The sequence below is a fragment of the Paracoccus sp. L-17 genome, assembly GCF_056857655.1.
In genome coordinates this window covers 89,802-114,391 of the sequence record NZ_JBSXNM010000030.1, presented here as the reverse complement: position 1 = coordinate 114,391, position 24,590 = coordinate 89,802, and the positions used below count along the sequence as shown (strand labels likewise).

Below are 24,590 nucleotides of genomic sequence, written 5' to 3'. Positions count from 1 at the left end.
CTCTGGCGGCACCCTAGCGCGGGCCGGTTCAGGCGACCAGAGCCTCGGCGCGTTTCAGATCGACGCTGACAAGCTGGCTGACGCCCTGTTCGACCATCGTCACCCCGAACAGGCGGTCCATCCGCGCCATCGTCACCGCGTGGTGGGTGATGATCAGGAACCGCGTCTGGGTGCGCCGCGTCATTTCGTCCAGCAGGTCGCAGAAGCGGCTGACATTGGCGTCGTCCAGCGGCGCATCCACCTCGTCCAGAACGCAGATCGGGGCTGGATTGGCCAGGAAGACCGCAAAGATCAGCGCCATCGCGGTCAGGGTCTGCTCGCCCCCCGACAAAAGCGACAGGGTGGACAGCTTCTTGCCCGGCGGCTGGCACATGATTTCCAGCCCGGCATCCAGAGGATCGTCCGATTCGACCATAACCAGCCGCGCCTCGCCGCCGCCGAACAGGGTGGTGAAGAGAGTCGAGAAATTCGCGTTCACCGTGTCGAAGGCGGTCAGCAGGCGTTCGCGCCCCTCGCGGTTCAGGCTGCCGATGCCCGCGCGCAGCTTGCGGATCGCCTCTTCCAGATCGGTCTTCTCGCCGGCCAGTTGGTCGCGTTCCTCCTCGAGTTCGCGCTTGTCCTCGTCGGCGCGCAGATTGACCGCGCCCAGACCGTCGCGCTGCGTGCGCAGGCGGGCGATCCTGTCTTCCAGCAGGGCCACCGGCGTATCGCTGTCGGCGGCGTCCAGCGTCGCCAGCAGGGCCTGGGGGCTGTCCTCGGTTTCCTCGTGGATGCGGGCGCGGGCCGCGGCCTCGCCGTCGCGGGCGGCATCACGGCGGGCCTCTCGGGCGGCGCGGGTTTCGCGGGCCTCGGAGGCCGCCCGTTCGGCCTCGCGTTCGGCATGAGCGGCGGCGCGCGCGGCCTCGTCGGCGGCGGACAGGGCGGTCCGCGCGGCGGCCATACGGGTTTCTGCCTGCGCCTCGCGGTCGGACAGGGCCGCGCGTTTCCCGGCCAGAATGGCGGGCTGGGCCTCGGCCTGTTCCAGCTCGTCGGCCGCAGCCTCGCGCCGCGCGGCCAGTTCGGCGGCCCGCGTCCCGGCCTGTTGCAGCCGCAGCTTCCAGCCGGATTCCTCTTTCGCGATCTCTTGCAGGCGCTTGATCCGGGCATTGCCCTCGCGGCGCAATTCGTCCAGTGCGGCGCGGCGGGTCATGGTGGCGATCCGCGCCGCCTCGACGCCGGTGCGGGCGTTCTCGACCGCCAGCGCGGCCTCGCCGCGGTCGGGCAGATCGGCCAGGGCGCGGTCCGCCTGCGTCAGCCGCGCCTGCGCATCCAGCGCATCCTCGCGGTGTCGCCTGACCTCGGCCACCGCCGATTCGGCCCGGCTGCTGGCCATGGCCAGATCCGATTCCGCCCGCGTCGCCGCGCGCGCGGCATCCGACAGCAGCCGTTCCGCCTCGCGCCGGGCATCGCGGGCCGATTTCTCGCGCCCGGACAGATCGGCCAGCCGCGCGCGGGCCTTGTCATGTGCCTCGGCGGCAGCGTCCGCCCGGGCCCGGGCCTGTTCCGCCTGACCGCCTATCTCGTTGAGCTGGTTGACCTTTTGCAGATGCAGTGCGGCCTGAGAGGAAGCCTCGCCCGCCATGACCTGCATTCCGTCCCAGCGGAACAGATCGCCTTGGGGCGTGACCAGCCGCTGACCGGGCGCCAGCGCCGCCTGCATCGCGGCGGCTTCCGCCGCATCGCTGACCAGCCCGATCTGCGACAATCTCCGGTCCAGCGCATCCGGCCCCGTCACCTGTCGCGCCAAGGGTTCGGCCCCGTCCGGCAGGGCCTGCGGGCTGTCCCAGCCCGGCAGGACATGCCAGCCCGTCTCTCCATCCTCGGCCAGACCGGCGCGCAGGTCATCGCCAAGCGCCGCGCCAAAGGCGATCTCGGATCCCTTGGCCACCTGCACCCGGTCAAGGATCGCCTTGCCGCCCGATTGCCCGCGTTCCACCAGCCGCCGCAGGGCCGCCATCTCGGCGGCCAGCGCGCCCGATTCGCCCTCGGCCTCGGATCGCGCGGCGCGGGCCGCGGCCTCGACGGTCTCGGCCTCGCTGCGCGCTGCCTCGGCCTCGGCCAGCGCCTCTTCGGCGGCCTCGGCCCGGTCGCGGGCGGCCTCTTGCGCGGTTTCCGCGGCCTGCAAGGCCGTCTGCGCGGCGGTTCCCGCATCGGCGGCGCGGCCGGCGCTTTCGCTGGCCTCGGCCGCCGCCCGTTCGGCGCGTTGCAGAATGGCCCGCAGATCGCCGGCCAGCCGTTCGGCCGATTGGTGCCTGGCCGCCAGCCGGGCCGATTCGTCGGTCAGTTCGGCCAGCCGCGCCTCGACCTCGCGCAGCGACTCGGCCGCCTCGTCGGCCCGCGCGGCTGCCGCGTCCAGCCGGTCGTCGTGACCCCTGCCGGCCTTGTCCAGTTCGGTCCGCTCCCAAGCCAGCCTTTCGACAACCTCGCCCGCATCGCGGTTCAGCGCATCCTCGCGGTCGATATCGCGATCCAGCTGGGCGATCCGCGCGACCAGCGCGCGCACCGCATCCGCCGCCCGTGCCTCGGCCTCGTCCAGCGCCTCGCGCTCGACCGCAAGCCGCTGCCGGATCGCCGCCGCCACCTGTTCCTCTTCGCGCAGGGCCGGCAGCGCGGCCTCGGCCTCTTCACGCCGCGCCCCGGCCAGACGCGACGCCAATTCGGCCTCGCCCGCCGTCTTCACCGCCGCCGCAAGCGCCTCGGCCGCCGCCAGACGGGCCGCCTCGGCCTCGGCCCAGCGGCGATACAGCAGCACCCCCTCGGCCAGCCGCAAGGCGGCGCCGATCTCGCGGTACTTCGCCGCCGCGCGGGCCTGGCGCGCCAGCGAGGCCGCCTGCGCCGACAGCTGATCCAGCGTATCATCGACGCGGGTCAGATTCATCTCGGCCCCGTTCAGCTTCAATTCGGCCTCGTGGCGGCGCTGGTAGAGGCCGCTGATCCCGGCCGCCTCTTCAAGGATCCGGCGGCGGCTCCTGGGTTTGGCATTGATCAATTCGCTGATCTGCCCCTGCCGCACCAGCGCCGGTGAATGCGCGCCGGTCGAGGCGTCGGCGAACAGCATCTGCACGTCGCGCGCCCGAACCTCCTTGCCGCCGATCTTGTAGGCGCTGCCCGCGTCGCGCGTGATCCGGCGCACGATGTCGAAATGATCCTCGTCGTTGAAACCCGCCGGTGCCAGCCGGTCGCGGTTGTCCACGCCAAGGCTGACCTCGGCATGACCGCGGGCCGAACGGCGCGAGGTGCCGGCGAAGATGACGTCCTCCATTCCGGCGCCGCGCATCGCGGTCGGACGGTTCTCGCCCATGACCCACCGCAGGGCTTCCAGCAGGTTCGACTTGCCGCAGCCATTCGGTCCCACGACACCGGTCAGCCCTTCGCGGATGACCAGATCGGTCGGGTCCACGAAGCTTTTGAAGCCGTTGAGTCGGAGCCGGTCGAAACGCAAGGCGAAAATCCGTCAGAATCGGGTCAGTCTAGCGGATTGTTCCGTCCTTGACCCTACAAGTCAACATCAACCGCTATATGTGGAATTATTGCACCACTTATCCACAAGATGAGTGTTCCAGAAAGGCACTGGCGCGGCCTGCGCGGCGGCGCTAGCGTCGGGCCATGATCGCATCGCTTGCCCTGATCCTGTCCTTCCAGCTTGTCGGCGAAATCGCCTCGCGCGGTCTGAATCTGCCATTGCCGGGTCCGGTCGTCGGTCTGCTGCTGCTGGTCGGCGCCTGCATCGCGCGGCCGGGACTGGCGCGGCGGATCCGGCCCGCCACGCAGGGGTTGCTGCAACATCTGTCGCTGTTCTTCGTTCCGGCAGGCGTCGGGATCGTGGCGCATCTGCAATTGCTGCGCCAGGACGGGCTGGGGCTGGCGCTGGCGCTGGCCGGCTCGACCATTCTGGCGATCGCGGCGGGGGCGCTGGCGTTTTCCTGGACGGCGCGGCTGACAGGCTCGATCGACCCTGCGGCGCTGAAAAGCGATGACTGATCCGCTGCTGATCTGGTCCTACCTGTCGGAAGGCCCGCTGCTGTGGCTGACCGCGACCCTGGCCGCCTATCTGATCGGAGATGCTGTCTTTCGTGCAAGCCGCCGGAAAAGCTGGGCGAATCCGGTTCTGGTGGCAATCATCCTGCTGGCGCTGCTGCTATGGGGGACCGGGACGGATTACGCCACCTATTTCGAAGGCGCGCAATTCGTCCATTTCATGCTGGGGCCGGCGACCGTAGCCTTGGGCCTGCCGCTCTATGACAATCTGCCGCGTGTGCGCAAGGCCGCCTGGCCGATGCTGGCGGGACTGCTGGCGGGGTCCTCGGTCGCGATCGTCTCGGCGTTGGCGATTGCCAAGGGCTTCGGAATCGGGGGACCTGTCCTGGCCTCTCTGGCGCCGAAATCAACCACGGCGCCGGTCGCCATCGGCATCGCCGAACGGATCGGCGGCCAGCCCACGCTGACCGCCGCGCTGGTCCTGATGACCGGCATCTTCGGCGCGATCATCGTCACGCCGTTGCTGAATGCGCTGCGGATCAGGGACTGGCGTGCAAGGGGCTTTTCGGTCGGCGTGGCGGCGCACGGCATCGGCACCGCCCGCGCCTTCCAGGTGAACGAGACGGCGGGTGCCTTTTCCGGTATCGGCATGGGATTGAACGCGGTTCTGACCGCGATCATCGCGCCGCTGGCGCTGCGGCTGTTCGGCGGCTGAGAACTGCCGCATCCGCCGGCCTCTCCGCCGCTGCGAAGGCGCTGCGGCGGAGAGGCCGGCGATGGTCATCAGAAGATTGCGCGCGCTCATATACTCGGCAGCGCAGTTCCTTTATAGAGGTATCAGTCGGGCGGTTCTGCCGCGGCGTCACGGCGCCCGGCCGATCGGCGGCCTCCAGGACCGTGACCATGCGCGCCGGATCATTGACCGGGCGCGAACCGCGGCCCGCAGGCCGCCGGAACAGGACAAGCCTGTCGATGCCGGAGGAAAGCCGGCCGCGGGGCCACGCAGCAGATCGGCGACAGGGCAGCAATCCGATCCGCAGGGACGGACCCGCCGAATCGCGGTCCGCCCAGCCCCAAACGACCGAACCGCCTCTGCCGCCCGATATGAAACGCCACATTGTGAGGAAGATCCGAGTGACACGCAAAGACAAGCCGAGCCCGCTGTTCGGCCAATTTTTCAAGCCGACCGAAACCCTTCAGGACCGCACCACGGCGGCGGCAAAGCTGATCATCGACGAGGACCGCACGCGCCGGGACGAACTGTCCGCCAAGCTGAAGGAAGCACGGTTGAAGCGCGACGAAAAGCGCGCCGCCGAGGCCGCGGCGGCAGCCGCGCCCAAGAAGCGCGCGTCCCGGAAGAAGTCGGGCTGATACCATCCTGCGATGCCCGGCCCGGCAACCCGCGCCGCTCCGCCCGCAAGGCGGTCGCCGGAACCTTTCGCCCTGGCACGAACAGCATCGCATCCTCCCGCCCCCGATTATAGACGATTGTGGCCGAGGTTGCCGGCGGGGCCTCAGGCGGGGTCTGACGCGGCGCTTTTCGCTTGCGGCCTGAACGCATCGATCTTTGCCGGGTCGGTCTCGATCCGTCCCGCGCCCAGCAGGTCAAGGCAATAGGGCACGGCCGCAAAGACCGCATTGAGGCAGGTGGCGATGGCCGACGGCTTGCCGGGAAGCGTGATGATCAGCGTGGCATCGCGGCTGACCGCCGTCTGGCGCGACAGGATCGCGGTCGGAACCTCGCGCAGGCTGGCGCGGCGCATTTCCTCGCCGAAGCCCGGATATTCGCGTTCGGCCACGTCCATCACCGCCTCGGGCGTCTGGTCGCGCGGCGCGGGGCCGGTGCCGCCGGTGACGAGGATCAGGTCCGCCCCGCCTTCGGCCAGTTCGCGCAGCCTGGACGCCACGCCCTCGCGCCCGTCGGGAACGATGTGCCGGGCGATCTCCACCGGCGAGATGATGACATCGCGCAGCCAGTCTTCCGCGCCAGGGCCGCCCTTGTCGGGATATTCACCGGCTGCTGCACGGTCGCTGACGGTCAGGATGGCGATGCGGGCGGTCCGCCGCTGGTCGGTCATGGCAAGGTCCTTTCGGTTGCGGCATGGTGGTTCCCGGAACAGATCGCCGGAAATCCGGGGAAGCGCGTCACGGATCCTCGGCGGGCATGAAGGCGATATCCGTGGCACCGGGCTTTTCTCCGGCGGCGGTCAGCATGGCGTGGATTTGTCCGCGGTGATGGGTCTGGTGGTTGAAAAGCTGCATCACCACAAGCGGTTTGGGCCGGGACATGTTCCGGCCGGCCGCGCCGGAGAACCAGGAAAGTTCGCCGGCGAACCAGTCGGGATCGACCGACGCGGCCCAGGACAGGATCAACTGGTCGGAGGCGGCGCGCGCCTTGCGAAAATCGTCCCAATCGCCCTCGAACGCGGTCGACTCGGCCAGACCGCCCGCGGGCGCGGCCAGATCGGTGAAGCGGCTCATCCAGATGCGGTCGGCCCAGTAGACATGGAAAAACGTCTTCTCGATCGACCCGAAGAAGGCCCCGCGGTCACGCTGCCGCGCGGCTGGTCCGATCCGCGTCGCCGCGCTGACCAGATTGTCGTTCTGCCACAGATTGTATCGCGCCATCGCATGCACATATTCGGCATTGGGCATTCCAGATCTCCTTTCCCAACCGACCGCGGGCCGTCGTCACTTCACCCGCGCGTTGCGATTCGCCACCAGTTTCAGCCGCAGGGCGTTCAGGCGGATGAAGCCCGCCGCGTCCTTCTGGTCATAGGCGCCGGCGTCGTCCTCGAAGGTGACATGGGCTTCGCTGTAAAGCGAGTGATCCGACCAGCGGCCGACGCAATGCACACTGCCCTTGTACAGCTTCAGCCGGACGGTGCCGGTGACGTGCTGCTGCGACTTGTCGATGGCCGCCTGCAACATCTCGCGTTCGGGGCTGAACCAGAAGCCGTTATAGATCAGTTCGGCATAGCGCGGCATCAGGCTGTCCTTCAGATGGCCCGCCCCCGAATCCAGCGTGATCTGTTCGATGCCGCGATGCGCCTCCAGCAGGATGGTGCCGCCGGGGGTCTCGTAGATGCCGCGCGACTTCATGCCGACAAAGCGGTTTTCCACGAAATCCAGCCGGCCGATGCCGTGCCGGCGGCCATATTCGTTGAGATCGGTCAGGATCGTGGCGGGCGACAGCGCCGTGCCGTTGATCGCCACGGCGTCGCCCCGTTCAAAGGTCACTTCGATATATTCGGGCTGGTCGGGCGCGTCCTCGGGGCTGACGGTGCGCTGGTAGACGTGATCCCCGGCCTCCTGGGCCGGATCTTCCAGCGCCTTGCCCTCGCTGCTGGTATGCAGCAGGTTCGCGTCCACGCTGAACGGCGCCTCTCCGCGCTTGTCCCTGGCGATGGGAATCTGGTTCTGTTCGGCGAATTCGATCAGCTTCGTGCGGCTGGTCAGTTCCCATTCCCGCCACGGCGCGATCACCCGGATCGCCGGATCCAGGGCATAGGCCGACAATTCGAACCGCACCTGATCATTGCCCTTGCCGGTCGCGCCGTGGGCCACGGCATCGGCGCCATGCTGATCGGCCAGTTCGACCAGCCGCTTGGAAATCAGCGGCCGCGCGATCGAGGTGCCCAGCAGATACAGCCCCTCATAGACCGCATTGGCGCGGAACATCGGAAAGACGAAATCGCGCACGAATTCCTCGCGCAGGTCCTCGATATGGATGTTTTCCGGCGCGATGCCCAGCATCTCGGCCTTTCGGCGCGCGGGCTCCAGTTCCTCGCCCTGGCCCAGATCGGCGGTGAAGGTGATGACCTCGCAGCCATATTCGGTCTGCAACCATTTCAGGATGATCGAGGTATCGAGGCCCCCGGAATAGGCGAGGACGACTTTCTTCGGCGCGTCGGACATGGCGGACCCCTTTCGAATTGCCGAGGCGGGAATACGGTCAATCGGCGCTGCTCACAAGGGCCGCAGGGGTCATTGCCCTTGCCAAGTCCGCGCTTTCGCGGCATGGGCGGCTGCATGGAAAACTTTGTCGCCTCCGTCAGGGCTGCCGAGACCGCGCTTCGCGACCTGTTCGAGCCCACGCCCCTGCAACGCAACGACCATCTGTCGGCCAAGTTCGGCGCCGACATCTGGCTGAAGCGCGAGGATCTGACACCGGTGCGCAGCTACAAGCTGCGGGGCGCCTTCAATGCCATGCGCAAGCTGGTCAGCGACAAGCCGGGCAGCAGCGCCCATTTCGTCTGCGCCAGCGCCGGCAATCACGCCCAGGGGGTGGCCTTTGCCTGCCGTCACTTCGGCGCCAGAGGCACCATCTTCATGCCGGTCACCACGCCGCAGCAGAAGATCCAGAAAACGCGGATCTTCGGCGGCGACGCGATCGAGATCGTCCTGAACGGCGATTATTTCGACCAGACGCTGGCCGCCGCGCAGGCGTTTTCGTCCCGCAACGGCGCCGCCTTCCTGTCGCCCTTCGACGCGCCCGACGTGATCGAGGGTCAGGCGACGGTCGGGCTGGAAATGCTGGAACAACTGGGCCGCGCGCCCGATCTGGTCGTGTTGCCCGTGGGCGGCGGTGGGCTGTCATCGGGCGTGACGCGCTATTTCGGGACCGAGGCGCCCGAGACGTGCTTTGCCTTTGCAGAACCGTCCGGCGGCGCCAGCCTGCAGGCCGCACTGCAAACCGGCGCACCCGTCGCCCTTCCCGCCGTGGACAGCTTCGTCGATGGCGCCGCGGTCGCCCGGATCGGCGCCCTGCCCTTCGAGATCCTGCGCCGCTTCAGCCCCGCCGATGTCCGCCTGGCCCCCGAGGATCGCATCTGCCGCACCATGCTGGAGATGCTGAACACCGAAGGCGTCGTGCTGGAACCGGCGGGCGCATTGGCCGTCGATGTGCTGCAGGATCTGGACGACATCGCGGGCAAGACGATCGTCTGCGTCTGTTCGGGCGGAAATTTCGACTTCGAGCGGTTGCCCGAGGTCAAGGAACGCGCCCAGCGCTATAGCGGCGTGAAAAAATATTTCGTTCTGCGGATGCCGCAGCGCCCCGGCGCGCTGCGCGACTTTCTGGAAATGCTGGGCCCGGACGATGACATCGCGCGATTCGAATACCTGAAGAAATCGGCGCGCAATTTCGGCTCGGTCCTGATCGGGATCGAGACGAACGAACCCGCGAACCTGACCGCGCTGAAGGCCCGGCTGGACCGGACCGGCTTTGTCTATCGCGACATCACCAATGACGAGATTCTGGCCGAACTGCTGGTATAGACGTCGCAGGCCCTGCATGATCTGCAGCATTTGACGGATTACGCCGGGCGATCTTTACCAATCATTCACGGCGGCGCGCCTAGAAGCTTGGATATGAAAGCCGAGACTCGAAAGCAGCGCAGCGTCAAGACCGCGGAATCGACCGCGGCCGGCAAGGCGCGTCTGGTCCTGCTGGTCATCGGCGATCCGGATCTGCGCCGGATGCTGGCCAGCCAGTTGCGCGATGCCGGCTATGCGGCGGTCGAGAAGACCCCGGGCGACGACATTCTGGGATGGAGCGTCGAGAACCGGCCTGACGTCGTGATCTATGACTGGATCGAGGAGGGGGGCGGAGCGCTGGACTTCTGCCGCAGCTTCCGCGCCGATCCGCGTTGCGCGCACAGCTATCTGGTGATGCTGATCCATGGCGATCCGCGCGATCAGGTCCCGCGCGGATTGCAGGCCGGGGCCAATGATTTCGTGGCCATGCCCGCGCAGGGCGCGAATGTCCTGGCCCGGCTTGCGGTCAGCGAACGGGTGCTGCGGATCGAGGCCGAGTTGCGCGCCAGCAACGATCGCCTGCAAGAGGCGCTGACATCGCTGGAACAGGCGCAGGAGGCAATCGACCGCGATCTGCGCGAGGCGCGCAAGCTGCAACAGGGTCTGGTGCGCGAACGCGGCGGCCGCTTTGGCCCGTTCGAGATGTCGTTGCTGCTGCGACCGGCCGGCCATATCGGCGGCGATCTTGTCGGCTTCTTTCCCATCGGCGAAGACCGCGTCGGAATCTATGCCCTGGACGTGTCGGGTCACGGGGTCACGGCGGCGCTGTTGACAGCGCAGCTTTCGGTGCATCTGTCGGGCTCGTCAGACCAGAATGTGGCGCTGCGGGCGGCGCAGTCGGGCAGCGATTCGGTAAGGCCCGCGGCGCTGGCGCATTTCTTCAACAACATGATGCTGGAGGAGATGTGCACCGACACCTATTTCACCATGATCTATGCCGATCTGAACCACGTCACCGGTCAGCTTCGGATTGTTCAGGCGGGCCATCCGCATCCGGTCCTGCAAAAGGGCGACGGATCGGTCCGGCTGCTGGGCCGGGGCGGGATGCCGGTCGGCGTCTTCGAGGAACCGGTCTTCGACGAGGTGGACGTGATGCTGGATCCCGGCGATCGGCTGCTGATCACCTCGGACGGGATTACCGAGGCGTCGAACCCGGCCGGACGCCTGCTGGGCGATGACGGGCTGGAGGCGATCATGCGCACCAACGCCTTTCTGGGCGGCCATTCCTTCCTCGAGGCCATGGCCTGGTCGGTCTCGCAATATGCGGGCGGCGAAAGGCCCGACGACATGTCGGCGGTGCTGATCGAATATCTGGGACCGGCAAAGCCGTTGAACCTGCCCGCGCGCTGATCCGGCCCTAGCCGTGCGCTTTCAGCCAGCGCGACAGGATTGCGCGCGCGCCGGGATCGGCCAGCAGGTCGGCCGCAACGGCGGGGCGGACCCAATGCGCGCTGTGGCCGGGTTCGGATGGCGGACCCAGGCGCCGGATCGGACGGGCCAGCCAGATTTCGCATAGTTTCTCGGCATGAAGATCATGGTCGGGCATATAGGCGAAACGGCGATAGGCAGACAGGAAACGCGGACCCGCGATGGTCCAGCCGGTCTCTTCGCCGACTTCGCGGTGCAGCGCCCTGACCGGGCTTTCGCCCGGATCGATACCGCCACCCGGCAACTGGAATTCCGGCACCGGCGCCTGCTGATGGGTCAGCAACAGCCACCCGTCCCGGATCAGGATCGCATAGGCCCCGGGCCGCCTGCGCCAGCCGTGGCCGATGCGCGATGCGGGACGGGGCGGCGGGCCGTAGCGCGGGATCATCAAATGCCTCATCTGCTGCGGCTTCTCTCTAGCGCGGCGGGGCGCGCGGCGAAAGCCGATGCGCCCTGGCTCTTGGGATCGGCGGCGAATGGATTATATTGGGCGGCGAAACCGCCTGCGCCGCGCCGCGGGCCAGACTGAATTTTCAGGGACCCGCCATGAGCATGATCAACCAGATCGCCTGGGACGATACAGTCCTGCCCTTCCAGCTTGACCGCTCCTCGATCCGGGGCCGGGTGGCACGGCTGGACGGCGTGCTGGATCACATCCTGTCGCGCCACGACTATCCCGCCCCGGTCAGTGCCCTGGTGGCGGAACTGGCCCTGCTGACCGCGCTGATCGGCCCCACCATCAAGTTGCGCTGGAAGCTGAGCCTGCAGGTCCGAGGCAATGGCGCCGTGCGCACCATCGCCGCCGATTTTTATGCGCCCGCCTCGCAGGACGAACCCGCGCGCATCCGCGCCTGGGCCAGTTTCGATGCCGACAGGCTGGACGCGAGCGAGCCGTTTGCCCAGATCGGCGAGGGTTATTTCGCCATCCTCATCGACCAGGGCCAGGGCACGCATCCCTATCAGGGCATCACGCCGCTGGCCGGGGGATCGCTGTCAGCCTGCGCGCAGACCTATTTTGCCCAGTCCGAACAATTGCCGTCGCGGTTCGCGCTGGCCAGCGGCCATTCGCAACTGACCGGCGAGCCGGCGCATTGGCGCGCCGGCGGCGTGATGTTGCAGACCCTGCCCGCACAGCCGATGGATGCCGGAAAGGGCGGCAGTGGCGAAGGCGGGCTGATCGAGGCCGCCGACATCCTGCAGGGCGGCGAATCCGAGGATTGGAACCGTGCCAACCTGCTGCTGGACACGGTCGAGACGCTGGAACTGATCGGTCCCCGCGTCGGTCCGACCGACCTGCTTCTGCGCCTGTTTCACGAGGAAGCTCCGCGCGTCTTCGATGCGCAGAGGGTGGAATTCGGCTGCTCCTGCACCGCGGGCCGGGTGCGCGACACCCTGTCGATCTATTCGGCCAAGGACATCGCGCACATGACCACCGACGAGGGGATCGTCACCGCCGATTGCCAGTTCTGCGGCGCGCATTACGAATTCGATCCGAATTCGCTGGGTTTCGAGGCGACGTTGGATGCCGAGGGCAATCCCGTCGACCCCGATGACGATGCTCAGAACAGGGCGGCCGAGTGACCGGCGGCTGGTCCGAGGACCGGCTGCGGCGGGCCCTGTCGATTCCGGCGGGGCCCAGTTCGGACTATGACCTGAACGCCGATCCGGCCCCCGAGACCGCGTTGCGGCCGGCCGGCGTTCTGGCTGCCTTCCACGAGGATGACGGGCGTATCCTGATGACCAAGCGCGCATCGGGGTTGCGCCATCATCCGGGCCAGATCGCGCTGCCGGGCGGCAAGGTCGATCCCGGCGATACCGACGAGACCGCGGCCGCGCTGCGCGAGGCCCGCGAGGAAGTCGGCCTTGATCCCGCGCAGATCGATCTGATCGGCACGCTTCCGCCGCACCGGACCGTGACCGGATTTGCCATGACTGCGGTGCTGGCCGTGATCCGCGGCCCCTTCACACCCATTGCGGAGCCCGGCGAAGTCGAAGAGGTCTTTTCGCTGCCCTTCGCCCATATCGCCGACCCCGCCCATTACCGCATCGAGGGACGGCGCTGGCGCGGCGGCTGGCGATACTATTACGTGGCGCCCTATGGACCCTATTACCTGTGGGGCGCGACGGCGCGGGTGCTGCTGCAACTGGCGCGCAGGATGGCGGCGTGACCCGCCTGCCCGCCGACATCCTGCGCGATCCGGCGCTGATCGCGGTGCTTGACGCCATCGAGGCCGGCGGCCATCGCGCCCTGCTGGTCGGCGGGGCGGTGCGCAACGCGCTGCTGGCCTGTCCGGTCGAGGATATCGACATCGCCACGGATGCCCGTCCCGACGACGTGATGCGGCTGGTGCGGGCAGCCGGGTTGAAGGCCGTGCCGACCGGGATCGACCATGGCACGATCACAGTGGTCTCGGACACGCGCGGCTTCGAGGTGACGACCTTTCGCCACGATCTCGAAACCGACGGCCGCCACGCGGTCGTGGCCTTCTCGGACGATCTGGCCGAGGATGCGCGGCGGCGTGATTTCACCATCAACGCGCTTTATGCCGGCCGCGACGGGAAGGTCGTCGACCCGGTGGGCGGCCTGCCCGATCTGGCGGCGCGGCGGCTGCGCTTCGTGGGCCAGGCACAGGCCCGGATTCGCGAGGATTACCTGCGCATCCTGCGGTTTTTCCGCTTCCTGGCCTGGTATGGGCGTGACGCGAACCCCGAGGCCGTCGCCGCCTGCAGCGCGCTGAAGGATGGTCTGGCGCGGATCGCGCGCGAACGGATCGGGGCCGAGATGAAAAAGCTGCTGGCCGCGTCCGATCCCGCGCCCGCGATGGCGCTGATGGCCGAAACCGGCGTTCTGGCGCGGATCCTGCCCGCCGCGACCGTCGATGACCTGCCTGCGCTGATCGCCGCCGAAGGCCCGCGCCCGCCCTCGTGGCGGCGCCGTCTGGCCTGCCTGGCTGATCGCAACAGCGCCGATCTGCTGCGCCTGTCGCGCGACGAGGCCAGGGCACAGCAGGTTTTGCGCGGGGCGCTGGATGCCGGGTGGTCGCTGAACGAGGCGGGCTACCGGCTGGGCTTCGAGGCTGCCACCGATTGCGCGCTGATCCGGGCCGCTCGGGGGCAGGAGCTGCCGCAGGACTGGGAGACGCGACTGGCCGAAGCCGCGTCGGCGCGGTTCCCGATTTCTGCCGACGACCTGATGCCGCGGCTTCGCGGACCGGCGCTTGGACGCGGAATGCGCGCCGCCGAGGCGGCCTGGATCGCGGCCGATTTCGTCATGCCCGCGCCCGCGCTGATCGACATCGCCCTGCTGGCCGGAGAGCGGTCATGAGCCTGCACCGCCGCCTGGGCCGCCTGATCGATGCCTTTCGGCCCGCCGCCGGGCCGCCGCCCGACCGGCTGCTGGCCTTTTTCGGCTGGTGCCTGTCGGGTGCATGGCGGGGACTGTCACTGGCGGCCCTCGCATCGGCGCTTGGCGGGCTGGCGGACGTTGTGGCGGCGATCCTTCTGGGCCGCGTCGTCGATGCGGTGACGCAGGGCGTCCCCGAAAGGTTGTGGGTTGACAACGGATTGCTGATCGCGGCCTTCGTGGGGTTCTTCCTGCTGCTGCGGCCGGTGATCTTCGGCATCTCGACCGCGACCTCAAGCGTGATCGTGGGTCCCAACGTGCTGCCGCTGGTCCTGTCGCGGCTGCATCGCTGGACGATGGGCCATTCGGTCACCTTCTTTGACAACGATTTCGCCGGGCGGCTGGCCCAGAAACAGATGCAGACCGCCCGCGCCGTCACCGATGTCGCGACCGAGATGGTCAACGTGGTGGCCTTCGCGCTGGCCTCGGTTCTGGGTTCGGCGGCGTTTCTTGTCAGCGTCGATGGCTGGGGCGCTGCGGCGCTGATCGTCTGGCTGGCGGCCTATTTCGGGCTGATCCGTTTTTTCCTGCCCCGCATCCGGGCGCGGTCGGGCGCGCGCGCATCGGCTCGTGCCATGGTGACCGGGCAGGTCGTCGACACGATCACCAACATCAAGACCGTCAAGCTGTTCGCCCATGCCGAACACGAGGATCGCGCGGCGCTTGGCGCGATGGCCGGGTTCCGTGAACGCGCACTGGATTTCGGCATCGTCAGCAGCAGCTTCCGGCTGTCGCTGATGGTGATCGCGGGGGTCTTGCCGGTGATCCTGGTCGGCGGTTCGATCCTTCTGTGGCGGCAGGGCCTGGCCACGCCCGGCGATATCGCGGCAGCCGGTGCGATCGCCATGCGGCTGAGCCAGATGACCGGTTGGGTCAGCATGGCGCTGATGGGCATCTGGGGCAGCGTCGGCGAGGTCGAGGACGGGATGCGCACCCTGTCGCCGCCCCACGACCTGAAGGACGCCCCGAACGCGATCGCGCTGGACCGCGTGCAGGGCCGCGTGGATTTCGACGCGGTGGGCTTTGCCTATGGCCGCGATCTGGGCGGCTTGCAGGACGTCGATCTGCATATCCGGCCGGGCGAGAAGATCGGCATCGTCGGCGCCTCGGGCGCGGGGAAATCGACGCTGGTGGCGCTGCTGCTGCGGCTCTACGATGTCGAACGCGGGGCGATCCGGATCGACCGGCACGACCTGCGCGGCGTGACCCAGGAAAGCCTGCGCCGGCAGGTGGCGATGGTCACGCAGGAAACGGCGATGTTCAACCGGTCCGCGCGCGACAACATCCTCTATGGCCGCCCCGGCGCCACGCAGGCCGATATCGAGACGGCGGCCCGCGCGGCCGAAGCGCATGATTTCATCCTGACGCTGGAAGATCACGCCGGCCGCAAGGGATATGACGCGCATCTGGGCGAACGCGGCGTCAAGCTGTCGGGCGGGCAGCGCCAGCGAATCGCGCTGGCCCGCGCCTTTCTGAAGGACGCGCCGATCCTGGTGCTGGACGAGGCGACCAGCGCCCTGGACAGCGAGGTCGAGGCGCAGGTGCAACAGGCATTGTCGCGCGCCATGCGCGGCAAGACCGTCCTTGCCATCGCGCATCGGCTGTCCACCATCGCCCAGCTAGACCGGATCGTGGTCATGGATGCGGGCCGGATCGTGGAACAGGGCAGCCATGACGATCTGCTCGCCCTTGGCGGGCTCTACGCGCGATACTGGAACCGGCAATCGGGCGGCTTTCTGGGCACCCGGGAGGCGGCCGAGTGAGCCTGTGGACCATCGGGCGGCTGGGACGGCGCGGCGACGGGGTGGCGGTCGGCGACCGGGGCCGGGCGCTGGCGCCGCTGACCCTGCCGGGCGAGGTGATCGAGGGCGAGGCCACGGATGGCCGCATCAGCGCGCCCCGGATCGTGACGCCCTCGGCCGATCGGGTGCGCCCTGCCTGCGCCCATTATCGCACCTGCGGCGGCTGTTCGCTGATGCATGCCAGCCAGGGCTTCACGGCCGGCTGGAAACGGCAGGTGGTCGAAACGGCGCTGGCGGCGCGCGGATTGCCGGCGCCGATCCAGGGCATCCATGTGTCGCCGCCGCGTTCGCGCAGGCGCGCGGTGCTGTCGGGTCGGCGCAGCAAGAAGGGCGCGCTGGTGGGATTTCATGCGCGCGCCTCGGACGTGATCGTCGATCTGGCCGATTGCCATGTGCTGCGGCCCCGGATCACCGCCGCGCTGCCGCTGTTGCGGCGGATCGTGGCCGCGGGCGCCTCGCGCATGGGCGAGGTGACGATCAACGTGATTGATGGGCCTGCCGGTCTGGATGTCGCGGTCGCGGGCGGCAAACCGATGCAGGCCGAGCTTTTCGCCGCCCTCGCCGCGCTGGCAGCCGAGGGCGACCTGGCGCGGCTGGATTGGGACGGGCAGACGATCACGCGCCGGTCGCCGGCCGTGCCGATGGGCCGGGCCAAGGTGGTGCCGCCGCCCGCCGCCTTTCTGCAAGCGACCGAAGAGGGCGAAGCCGCCCTGGCGGCCGCGGTGCACGATTTTACGCGCGGCGCGCGCCATGTCGCGGACCTGTTCGCCGGCTGCGGGACATTCTCGCTGCGTCTGGCCGAAAGCGCGCAGGTTCATGCGGTCGAGGGGCTGGGCGCCCCGCTGGCCGCGCTGGACGCGGCATGGCGCGCCACGCCCGGCCTGCAGCGCGTCACGACCGAGATTCGCGATTTGGCGCGCAATCCCCTTCTGGCCGATGAAGTGTCACGCTTTGACGCAATCGTGATCGATCCGCCCCGCGCCGGGGCTGCGGCGCAGGCACGCGAAATCGCGGCTTCGCGGGTCGGGCGACTGGCCCTTGTTGCCTGCGATCCGGTCAATTTTGCCCGCGATGCGCGGATTCTGGCCGATGGCGGTTTCAGTTTGACCCGGCTTCTGATCGTCGATCAGTTCCGCTGGTCGCCCCATATCGAAACCGCGGCCGAATTCGTCAGGCGCTAGGCAAGGACCCGGTCTTCATGCTATGTCAGGGCCATAAAAACGATAAAATGCAGAGGCAGTGATGTATCGAGCAAACCGGCGCGTGATGGCGCTGTCGCTGCTGGCCTTTCTGGGGGCCTGCGGCAGCAAGAACACGAAATTCAAGACCTATAGCGGCCCTCCGGTGACTCAGGTCGTCATAAACAAGGGGCAGCGGCGGTTGTATCTTTTGAACAACCAGACCGTGCTGAAATCCTATGACATCGGGCTGGGCAACGAGCCTGTCGGCGACAAGCAGTTCGAGGGCGACGGCAAGACGCCCGAGGGGACATATTTCATCGACCGTTTCAATCCGCGCAGCCGGTATTATCTGTCCGTCGGCATGTCCTATCCCAATGCCGAGGATACCGCCTATGCGGAAAAGATGGGTCGCAAGCCGGGTGGCGACATCTTCATCCACGGATGGGGGCCCGAAGGCAGGGTCCTGGCGCCCAAGAAGCGCGACTGGACTGCCGGCTGCATCGCCGTGAAGGACAACGAGATCGAGGATATCTATGCGATGCTGCGTCCCGGCACGCCGATCGTTATCAATCCCTGACCGATAGCCGCCTGACCTGCCTGCTGTCGCGGCGCCCTCAGGTGCCGCTGATCAGCGTCCACCAGATCTTGCCCGAGGGTTCCTGATACCAGGCGAATCCCAGGCTGGTCGCGGTCGGATCCATGATCACGTCGCGCGTGTCGCGCGTCTGCATCCAGGCGTTCAGCGTCTGGATGTCGTTTTCATAGCTTTCGGAAATGTTCTCGCCCACCAGCTGGCCGGAATAGCCCTGCCGCCTGACCCGCTCCAGCGGCGACGAGCCGTCCGAGCCCCAGTGCCAGGCGCGGTTCTGCGCCGCCATGTCGCGCGAATGGGCCAGCGCCGCCGCGGTCAGTTGCGGGTTCATCCGCATCGCGGGCGCGGCGATATTGCCGCGCAGGGTGTTTATCTGCTGCAAGACGCGGGCCGGAATTGCCTGCGCCTCGCGGGCGTCGATCATCGAGGCTGCGGGCACAGGCTGACCGTCCGGTCCCGGTTGCGACGGGCTGGTGATCGGCGCGCAGGCCGAAAGCGCAACCAGTGCGCCCAAGGCCAGCAGCGTGAATTTGGTCATCGTCGCCATCCTTCCTGACGGTTTCGTGCGCAGGTGTAGCGAAGGCGGCGAAGCGCCACAAACGCAAGTTTGCGTGAAACCGGGGCGCTGTGGCTTCGATGCCGATTGACGGCGGTCCGTTCGGCGCGAATCGTCCGACCGGCGCGGCCCGTCCCGCATCCCTGCGGGGGCCGGGCCAGGCCGCAAGCCAGGCCACAAGCCAGGATGGCCGCCGCGCCGGCTCTGCCCGGCTCTGGCCCGGGGCGCCGCGCGACGGCCTAGACCCAGCCCCCGATATTGTCGCGGATCACGCCCATCATCACCTCGATATGGGCCGGATCGTCGTTCAGGCAGGGGATATAGGCAAAGTCCTTGCCGCCCGCATGTTCGAAACTTTCGCGGATCTCGCCATTGATCTCTTCCAGCGTCTCGATGCAATCCGAGGCGAAGGCGGGCGAGATGACGGCAATGTCGCTGACCCCGGACCGCGCCAGTTCGGCGACATGTTCGACGGTATAGGGACGCAACCATTCCTCGGGACCGAAGACGGACTGGAAACTGGTATCGATGATCCCATCCTCCCAGCCGAGGGCCTGTTGCAGCAGGCGCGAGGTCTTCTGGCACTGGCAATGATAGGGATCGCCTTCCAGAAGATAGCGTTTCGGCATCCCGTGATAGGACGCGACCAGCCTGCCCGGCTTGCGGTCGCCCAGCGTATGGCGGACCGAGTCGGCCAGCGCCTGAACATAGTCGGGCCGGTCGAAATAGGGATCGCAGGTGCGCACCGAGGGCTGCCATTTCTGCGCCATCAACGCGCGGAAAAGCTGGTCATTCGCAGTGGCCGAGGTCGCGCCCGCATAATGCGGATAGAGCGGCAGGAACACGATCCGGCGGCAGCCCGCCTTGACCATCCGGTCCAGCACCTCCTGCGTCGAGGGATTGCCATAGCGCATGCAGAAATCGACCATCACCCGATCGCCCCATTCCTCGGCGGCGCGCGCGGCCAGGGCCGCCGTCTGATCGCGGGTGATTGTCATCAGCGGGCTTTCGTTCCGCTCCTCGTTCCAGATCAGCTTGTAATTCTTCCCCGAGGTGAAGGGCCGTCTGGTCAGGATGATGCCCTGCAACAACGGCTGCCATTTCCACGCCGGATAGTCGATCACCCGCCTGTCCGACAGGAATTCGTTCAGATAGCGGCGCATGGACCAGTAATCATGGCCGTCGGGCGTGCCCAGATTGGCGATCAGGATGCCGGTTCTGGGTTGCTGGATCGGGGGGTGGTCGGCGGGGGCATTCGCTGGCGCGGCGGCTTGCGTCATGTCTTGGTCCTGATCTCGTTCAGCGCATCGGCAAGGCGGGTCGTGGCCGAGCCGGGTCGCAGCGGTCTTGGTTGCGTCTCGGACGGGGCCCACCCGGTCAGAAAGACCAGATCGAAGGTGGTCGCGACACGGGACGGATCGTCGCGGTCGGGGTGATGTTCGGCCATGATCGCGGCGGCGCGGGCAAAGATTGTGGCCCGCGTCGGACGGCGCAGGCGCGCCGCCATGGCATTACCCTCGCCCATGGCGCGCAAATCATGGGCAAGATGGATCAGATCGCGGTAGGAGGCGCGCTGACTGACCAGATCGGCGACCGGCAGCGCCAGCCCGGCCCGCGACAGCAACGCCCCCATGTCGCGGATCTCGCCCATCGGCAGGATGCGGGGCGACAGGCCGCCAGTGACTTCGGCCTCGGCCTGGGCCAGTGCGGCGCGAACCTCGTGCAGGGTCTGGCCGCCGAGACAGGCGGCGATGAACAGACCGTCGGGCGCCAGCGCGCGGCGGCATTGCACCATCTGGCCGACCGGATCCTCGGCCCAGTGCAGCGCCATGGCGTGGATCACCAGATCATGCGCGCCCTGGGCCAGATCCAGGACCGGATCATCGGCCACGACCTGCGCCCCGGGGATCAGTTCGCGCCACAGAGGGCCAAATCCGGTCACGACGACGGGTTGCGTAAACCTTCTGTTAATCTCGGCCAGCCTATCCTCGATTTCGGCGGCCGCGAGGCGGTGCAGCACGTCGACATGGCCGGACCGGACCGCGCGATCACGCTGGCGCAGCAAGGCTACGCGATCGGTCAGGCCCTGGGGGGCCGGCGCGGGATCGGAGAGGGTCATCATGGGGCTGGAACATAGGGTGCTTCGCGCGGCGATGAAAGGCGCGCTGCGCCTGCTTTATCCACCGCAATGCCTGGATTGCGGCCAGCCGGTCGCGGCGGGCGGGGATGGCGGCATCCAGCTTTGTCCCGATTGCTGGCGCGAGGCGCGTTTCATCACCGGAACCGCCTGCTGCCGCTGCGGCGCGCCGCTGCCCGATGACGGCACCAGCCTGCCCGATGGTGCGCTGACCTGCGACGATTGCCTGACCCTTGCGCGGCCCTGGCGGCACGGCCGGGCGGCGCTGGTCTATGCCGGAACCGGGCGGCGGCTGGTGCTGGCGCTGAAACATGGCGACCGCCCCGACCTGGCCCCGGCACTGGCCGGCTGGCTGTCGCGGGCGGCCGCGCCGCTGATCCGGCCCGGCATGGTCGTCGCGCCCGTGCCGCTGCATCTGCGCCGGCTGATGAAACGGCGATACAACCAGGCGGGTCTGATGTCGGCCCCGCTGGCCCGCTCGCGCGGGCTGGACCATCTGCCCGACCTGCTGCTGCGCAATCGCCATACCGAAGGCCAGGATCACCGCGGCGTCAGCGACCGCTTCGCCAATATCGCCGGCGCGATCACCGTCAATCGCCGCCGCGCCGCGCGGATCGAGGGCAGGGCCGTGCTGCTGGTCGATGACGTGATGACCTCGGGCGCGACGCTGGCCGCGGCGGCCGAGGCGCTGCTGGCGGCGGGCTCGGGGCCGGTCTCGGTCGCGGTTCTGGCGCGCGCGGTCAAGGATGACTAGATTGGGGGTGAACCCTCGAAACCAAGGACCTCCATGAGCCAGCCCCGGATCACGATCTACACCACCGCCACCTGTCCCTTCTGCATCCGCGCCAAGGATCTGCTGACCCGGAAAGGCGCCGATTTCGACGAGATCGACGTGGGTGTCCGGCCCGATCAGCGCGCCGCCATGATCCAGCGGGCCAATGGCCGCCGCACGGTGCCGCAAATCTTCATCGGCGACACCCATGTCGGCGGCTGCGACGACCTGTTCGCGCTGGACCGCGCCGGCAAGCTGGAGGCGTTGCTGGCCGGCCGCGCCGCATGAACCAGGCCCGCGTCCTCAGCGCCGGTCTGGTGCAGCTGAATGTCGGCGACGACCCGGCCGGGAACGTGTCGCCGACATTGTTGCTGATCCGCCAGGCCGCGTCGCAGGGCGCCGAGATCGTGCTGACCCCCGAGGTCACGAACATGCTGTCGCCCGATCGCGCGCGACAGCAGGCCATGCTGCAGCGCGAGGACGACGATCCGACCCTCGCCGCACTGCGCGAGGCGGCGGGGGCTGCACGGATCTGGCTGCTGATCGGATCGCTGGCGCTGAAGACCGGCGATGCGGATGGCCGCTTCGCCAATCGCAGCTTCCTGATCGACCCGACGGGCCGGATCGCGGCGCGCTATGACAAGCTGCACATGTTCGACGTGACCATCTCCCGGACCGAACACTTCCGTGAAAGCGCCGCCTACCGGCCGGGCGACCGCGCGGTTCTGGCCGATCTGAACGGGATCGGTCTGGGCCTGACGATCTGCTACGATCTTCGCTTTCCCCATCTCTATCGCGATCTGGCAAAGGCGGGCGCGCGAATCCTGACCGTGCCCTCGGCCTTCAGCCCGACCACGGGGGCGGCGCATTGGGAAACCCTGCTGCGCGCCCGCGCCATCGAGACCGGCTGTTTCGTGCTGGCCCCGGCGCAATGCGGCACCCATCCCGCGCCCCACAGCCCCGACCGCCAGCCGCGCCGCAGCCACGGGCATTCGCTGGCCGTGGATCCCTGGGGCAAGGTCATTGCGGATGCGGGATCCGAACCCGGTGTCACCATCGTCCGGCTTGACCTTGGAGCGGTTGACAGGGCACGGTCCCGCATCCCCTCGCTTGACCATGACCGTCCCTATTCCGGGCCCTGACAGATGTTTCCCTCCGCACCGGACCGCGCCAGCACGCCCGAGAAGCCGCAGACGACCGACCGTCTGGCGGCCAGCCTGTTCGCCGAGGTGCTGATTGCCGAGCAATTGTCGCGCAATCTGATCAGCAAGGCGCTGCCGCGCGGGATGCAGATCTCGCATTTCTCGGTCTTGAACCTTCTGGCTCACGTGAACGAGGAACGAAGCCCCGCGCAACTGGCCGAGGCGTTCCACGTCACGAGAGGCGCGATGACCAACACGCTGTCGCGGCTGGAATGGGCCGGGCATGTCCATATCCGCCCCGACTGGGACGATGCGCGGCGCAAGTTCGTGTCCATCAGCAAGGCCGGACGGGACGCGCGCGATTCGGCGATCGCGGCCTTCATGCCGCTGATCGCCGGCGTCGTCCGCGACATCGGCGCCGACAAGGTCCGTGGCGCCCTGCCCGTCCTGCGGGAATTGCGTATCCGGCTGGAGGGCGGGCCGGACTAGGGTTCAGCCCCGGCCGCGATAGGGCGCGACGCCCTGATCGGGCAGCCACAGGCCCGCCGGCGCGGCGCCGGTCTGCCAGAACACGTCGATCGGCATTCCGCCGCGCGGATACCAGTAGCCGCCGATCCGCAGCCATCGCGGGGTCAGGCACCGCACCAGCCGCCTGCCGATCCCGACCGTGCAATCCTCGTGAAAGGCGCCATGATTGCGGAAACTGCCCAGAAACAGCTTCAGCGACTTCGATTCGATCAGCCAGTCGCCCGGGGCATAATCGATCACCAGATGTGCGAAATCGGGCTGGTTCGTGATCGGGCAGAGACTGGTGAATTCCGGCTGGGTGAAGCGGACCAGATAGGTCTCGTCCTGATGCGGATTCGGCACCCGCTCCAGCACGGCCGCGTCGGGGCTGGCCGGCAGGTCGGTCTTCGCGCCAAGCTGGGTCAGCGTGTCGGTGTGATGGGGCATGGCGGCTCCTGCCTTGACCGGATGGGCTGCGACCGGGAACGCAGGCGATAGCAGCGCGCCGCGCTTGCGTCAAATCAGTCCGGGTCGCGCGGCGGACGCGGGCGATACACCGGCAATTGCCATCCCCGCAGCAGACTGCCCGCGCGCAGAATCCAGACCGCCACGGCGCCCGCGATCAGCGCGGCGGGCGGGGCGACACCCAGCCAGACAAGGCCGGCCGCGACCAGGGCGCCGCCAAAGGCCGCCGTCAGGTAGAGTTCGCCCTGTTTCAGGACCAGCGGCACCTCGTTGCCGACCACATCGCGCATCAATCCGCCGAAGGTACCGGTGACAACGCCCATGATGACGGTGATGGCGGGGCCAAAGCCCGCCTGGATCGCCACGGCCGCGCCGGCGGCGACCGCCACCGACAGCGCGACGCTGTCCAGCCAGATCAGCAGGCGATAGCGGCTTTCGATCAGATGCGCGGTCCAGAACACCACCAGCGCGGCCCCGGCCGCAAGCATCACATAGGCGGGCTGGGCGACCCAGAACACCGTCGCGCGGCCCAGCAGCAGATCGCGCAGGGTGCCACCGCCGACCGCCGTCAGTGCCGCCATGAAGACGAAGCCCACCGGGTCAAGCTGGGCCCGGCTGGCCACCAGGGCCCCTGTCAGCGCGAAGATCAGCACCGATCCGTAATCCAGCGCCGCGACCAGCGTGCCGGGGCTCATTTGAAGGGCGCCATGCCGGCGCGGGCCAGTTCGTCGGCGCGTTCGTTTTCGGCATGGCCCGCATGGCCCTTGATCCAGCGCCACTCGACCTGATGGCGCGCCTGCGCCTGATCCAGCCGCTGCCACAATTCGACGTTCTTGACGGGCTTGCGGTCAGCCGTGCGCCAGCCGTTGCGCTTCCAGCCATGGATCCACTGGCTGACGCCGTTCTTGACATAGGCGCTGTCGGTGACGATCACGATGCGGCTGGGCCGGGTCAATGCCTCCAGCGCCGAGATCGCGGCCATCAGTTCCATGCGGTTATTGGTGGTGGCGGCCTCGCCACCCTGCAATTCGCGCTCTTTCAGCACCGCCTCGCCATCCATGGCGCGCATCAGCACACCCCACCCGCCAGGGCCGGGGTTGCCGCTGCACGCGCCATCGGTCCAGGCAAAGAGGTCTGTCATGCGGTCAGGCCGACATGGCCGGGCCGGGGTTCAGGCCGACGCAACCCTGGTCCGATGGCCGAAAGATCGCGCCGTTTCACCGAATCGCGCGGTCCGGCACCAGGGTTGCCGGCCGGTATCCCCGCCTG

26 protein-coding genes are annotated in these 24,590 nt (G+C 68.1%); 15 read left to right on the top strand and 11 right to left on the bottom strand.

From position 1 onward, the window contains the following. Positions 1 to 28: 28 nt before the first annotated feature. Entirely contained in the window at positions 29 to 3,481 is a 3,453-nt protein-coding gene (locus AC13CR_RS05305; RefSeq protein ID WP_482900770.1) for a chromosome segregation SMC family protein, read from the bottom strand. A 164-nt stretch (positions 3,482 to 3,645) separates the two neighbouring features. Here AC13CR_RS05305 and AC13CR_RS05300 point away from each other — a divergent pair, with 164 nt between their 5' ends. From AC13CR_RS05300 to AC13CR_RS05290, 3 genes are all read left to right on the top strand, one after another. After that, entirely contained in the window at positions 3,646 to 4,020 is a 375-nt protein-coding gene (locus AC13CR_RS05300) for a CidA/LrgA family protein (protein ID WP_292957683.1), read from the top strand. Continuing rightward, the gene (locus tag AC13CR_RS05295; RefSeq protein ID WP_292957686.1) at positions 4,013 to 4,732 is read left to right on the top strand and encodes an LrgB family protein; all 720 of its coding nucleotides are present in this window, start codon (positions 4,013 to 4,015) and stop codon (positions 4,730 to 4,732) included. Before AC13CR_RS05300 ends, AC13CR_RS05295 begins: the two co-directional genes overlap by 8 nt. A gap of 257 nt (positions 4,733 to 4,989) precedes the next feature. Further along, on the top strand, positions 4,990 to 5,388 hold the full coding sequence (locus AC13CR_RS05290; RefSeq protein ID WP_292957689.1) for a hypothetical protein: 399 nt from the start codon (positions 4,990 to 4,992) through the stop codon (positions 5,386 to 5,388). Positions 5,389 to 5,531: 143 nt separating this feature from the next. Here AC13CR_RS05290 and mog read toward each other — a convergent pair whose 3' ends face one another. The 3 genes from mog to AC13CR_RS05275 all read right to left on the bottom strand — a co-directional run bounded on the left by mog (position 5,532) and on the right by AC13CR_RS05275 (position 7,935). Further along, positions 5,532 to 6,095 carry a molybdopterin adenylyltransferase gene (mog, locus tag AC13CR_RS05285; RefSeq protein ID WP_292957692.1) on the bottom strand — a complete coding sequence of 188 codons (564 nt, stop codon included), beginning with the start codon at positions 6,093 to 6,095 and terminating at the stop codon, positions 5,532 to 5,534. A gap of 67 nt (positions 6,096 to 6,162) precedes the next feature. Then, positions 6,163 to 6,672, bottom strand: a complete 510-nt coding sequence (locus AC13CR_RS05280) for a DinB family protein (protein ID WP_292957695.1) — start codon at positions 6,670 to 6,672, stop codon at positions 6,163 to 6,165. A gap of 36 nt (positions 6,673 to 6,708) precedes the next feature. Further along, entirely contained in the window at positions 6,709 to 7,935 is a 1,227-nt protein-coding gene (locus AC13CR_RS05275) for an argininosuccinate synthase (RefSeq protein ID WP_292957698.1), read from the bottom strand. Between the two features lie 114 nt (positions 7,936 to 8,049). On the opposite strand from AC13CR_RS05275, the gene ilvA reads away from it, so the two are divergent. Continuing rightward, a complete protein-coding gene (gene ilvA, locus AC13CR_RS05270) occupies positions 8,050 to 9,297 on the top strand; it encodes a threonine ammonia-lyase IlvA (RefSeq protein ID WP_292957701.1) in 1,248 nt (415 codons plus the stop codon). A gap of 93 nt (positions 9,298 to 9,390) precedes the next feature. After that, positions 9,391 to 10,686 (top strand): PP2C family protein-serine/threonine phosphatase, encoded by a 1,296-nt coding sequence (locus tag AC13CR_RS05265; protein WP_292957704.1) that lies wholly within the window; start codon positions 9,391 to 9,393, stop codon positions 10,684 to 10,686. Between the two features lie 7 nt (positions 10,687 to 10,693). Here AC13CR_RS05265 and AC13CR_RS05260 read toward each other — a convergent pair whose 3' ends face one another. Then, positions 10,694 to 11,152 carry an NUDIX hydrolase gene (locus AC13CR_RS05260; protein ID WP_292957969.1) on the bottom strand — a complete coding sequence of 153 codons (459 nt, stop codon included), beginning with the start codon at positions 11,150 to 11,152 and terminating at the stop codon, positions 10,694 to 10,696. A gap of 158 nt (positions 11,153 to 11,310) precedes the next feature. On the opposite strand from AC13CR_RS05260, the gene hslO reads away from it, so the two are divergent. The 6 genes from hslO to AC13CR_RS05230 all read left to right on the top strand — a co-directional run bounded on the left by hslO (position 11,311) and on the right by AC13CR_RS05230 (position 17,727). Continuing rightward, the gene (gene hslO, locus AC13CR_RS05255) at positions 11,311 to 12,345 is read left to right on the top strand and encodes an Hsp33 family molecular chaperone HslO (RefSeq protein WP_446232369.1); all 1,035 of its coding nucleotides are present in this window, start codon (positions 11,311 to 11,313) and stop codon (positions 12,343 to 12,345) included. Then, the gene (locus tag AC13CR_RS05250) at positions 12,342 to 12,932 is read left to right on the top strand and encodes an NUDIX hydrolase (RefSeq protein ID WP_292957710.1); all 591 of its coding nucleotides are present in this window, start codon (positions 12,342 to 12,344) and stop codon (positions 12,930 to 12,932) included. Before hslO ends, AC13CR_RS05250 begins: the two co-directional genes overlap by 4 nt. After that, positions 12,929 to 14,089, top strand: a complete 1,161-nt coding sequence (locus AC13CR_RS05245; protein ID WP_292957713.1) for a CCA tRNA nucleotidyltransferase — start codon at positions 12,929 to 12,931, stop codon at positions 14,087 to 14,089. Before AC13CR_RS05250 ends, AC13CR_RS05245 begins: the two co-directional genes overlap by 4 nt. Continuing rightward, positions 14,086 to 15,930: an ABC transporter ATP-binding protein gene (locus tag AC13CR_RS05240; protein ID WP_292978240.1), complete on the top strand. Its 1,845-nt coding sequence runs from the start codon at positions 14,086 to 14,088 to the stop codon at positions 15,928 to 15,930. The genes AC13CR_RS05245 and AC13CR_RS05240 overlap by 4 nt, the downstream gene beginning before the upstream one ends. Then, positions 15,927 to 17,150 carry a class I SAM-dependent RNA methyltransferase gene (locus AC13CR_RS05235; protein ID WP_292957719.1) on the top strand — a complete coding sequence of 408 codons (1,224 nt, stop codon included), beginning with the start codon at positions 15,927 to 15,929 and terminating at the stop codon, positions 17,148 to 17,150. The genes AC13CR_RS05240 and AC13CR_RS05235 overlap by 4 nt, the downstream gene beginning before the upstream one ends. A gap of 61 nt (positions 17,151 to 17,211) precedes the next feature. Continuing rightward, positions 17,212 to 17,727: a L,D-transpeptidase family protein gene (locus AC13CR_RS05230; protein ID WP_292957721.1), complete on the top strand. Its 516-nt coding sequence runs from the start codon at positions 17,212 to 17,214 to the stop codon at positions 17,725 to 17,727. A gap of 37 nt (positions 17,728 to 17,764) precedes the next feature. On the opposite strand, the gene dalA is transcribed toward AC13CR_RS05230, so the two are convergent. From dalA to AC13CR_RS05215, 3 genes are all read right to left on the bottom strand, one after another. Beyond that, positions 17,765 to 18,280, bottom strand: coding sequence for a divisome-associated lipoprotein DalA (gene dalA, locus AC13CR_RS05225; protein WP_292957724.1), 516 nt, complete (start codon positions 18,278 to 18,280; stop codon positions 17,765 to 17,767). A 257-nt stretch (positions 18,281 to 18,537) separates the two neighbouring features. After that, a complete protein-coding gene (gene hemH / locus AC13CR_RS05220; protein ID WP_482900769.1) occupies positions 18,538 to 19,578 on the bottom strand; it encodes a ferrochelatase in 1,041 nt (346 codons plus the stop codon). Continuing rightward, positions 19,575 to 20,417 carry a methyltransferase domain-containing protein gene (locus AC13CR_RS05215; RefSeq protein ID WP_292957730.1) on the bottom strand — a complete coding sequence of 281 codons (843 nt, stop codon included), beginning with the start codon at positions 20,415 to 20,417 and terminating at the stop codon, positions 19,575 to 19,577. The genes hemH and AC13CR_RS05215 overlap by 4 nt, the downstream gene beginning before the upstream one ends. Before the next feature lies 1 nt (position 20,418). On the opposite strand from AC13CR_RS05215, the gene AC13CR_RS05210 reads away from it, so the two are divergent. Genes AC13CR_RS05210 through AC13CR_RS05195 form a run of 4 tightly spaced genes read left to right on the top strand, consistent with a single transcriptional unit; the run spans position 20,419 to position 22,838 of the window. Then, complete coding sequence (locus tag AC13CR_RS05210) at positions 20,419 to 21,189, top strand: ComF family protein (RefSeq protein WP_292957733.1); 771 nt, start codon at positions 20,419 to 20,421, stop codon at positions 21,187 to 21,189. 33 nt (positions 21,190 to 21,222) lie between these two features. Beyond that, on the top strand, positions 21,223 to 21,495 hold the full coding sequence (grxC, locus tag AC13CR_RS05205) for a glutaredoxin 3 (RefSeq protein WP_292957736.1): 273 nt from the start codon (positions 21,223 to 21,225) through the stop codon (positions 21,493 to 21,495). Continuing rightward, positions 21,492 to 22,349: a carbon-nitrogen hydrolase family protein gene (locus tag AC13CR_RS05200; protein WP_446233636.1), complete on the top strand. Its 858-nt coding sequence runs from the start codon at positions 21,492 to 21,494 to the stop codon at positions 22,347 to 22,349. The genes grxC and AC13CR_RS05200 overlap by 4 nt, the downstream gene beginning before the upstream one ends. Positions 22,350 to 22,352: 3 nt before the next feature. Next, positions 22,353 to 22,838, top strand: coding sequence for a MarR family winged helix-turn-helix transcriptional regulator (locus tag AC13CR_RS05195; protein WP_292957742.1), 486 nt, complete (start codon positions 22,353 to 22,355; stop codon positions 22,836 to 22,838). A 3-nt stretch (positions 22,839 to 22,841) separates the two neighbouring features. On the opposite strand, the gene queF is transcribed toward AC13CR_RS05195, so the two are convergent. The 3 genes from queF to rnhA all read right to left on the bottom strand — a co-directional run bounded on the left by queF (position 22,842) and on the right by rnhA (position 24,462). After that, positions 22,842 to 23,303: a preQ(1) synthase gene (gene queF / locus AC13CR_RS05190; RefSeq protein ID WP_292957745.1), complete on the bottom strand. Its 462-nt coding sequence runs from the start codon at positions 23,301 to 23,303 to the stop codon at positions 22,842 to 22,844. A 74-nt stretch (positions 23,304 to 23,377) separates the two neighbouring features. Further along, positions 23,378 to 24,016: a trimeric intracellular cation channel family protein gene (locus AC13CR_RS05185; protein ID WP_292957748.1), complete on the bottom strand. Its 639-nt coding sequence runs from the start codon at positions 24,014 to 24,016 to the stop codon at positions 23,378 to 23,380. Continuing rightward, on the bottom strand, positions 24,013 to 24,462 hold the full coding sequence (gene rnhA / locus AC13CR_RS05180; protein ID WP_292957754.1) for a ribonuclease HI: 450 nt from the start codon (positions 24,460 to 24,462) through the stop codon (positions 24,013 to 24,015). Before rnhA ends, AC13CR_RS05185 begins: the two co-directional genes overlap by 4 nt. Positions 24,463 to 24,590: the final 128 nt, after the last annotated feature.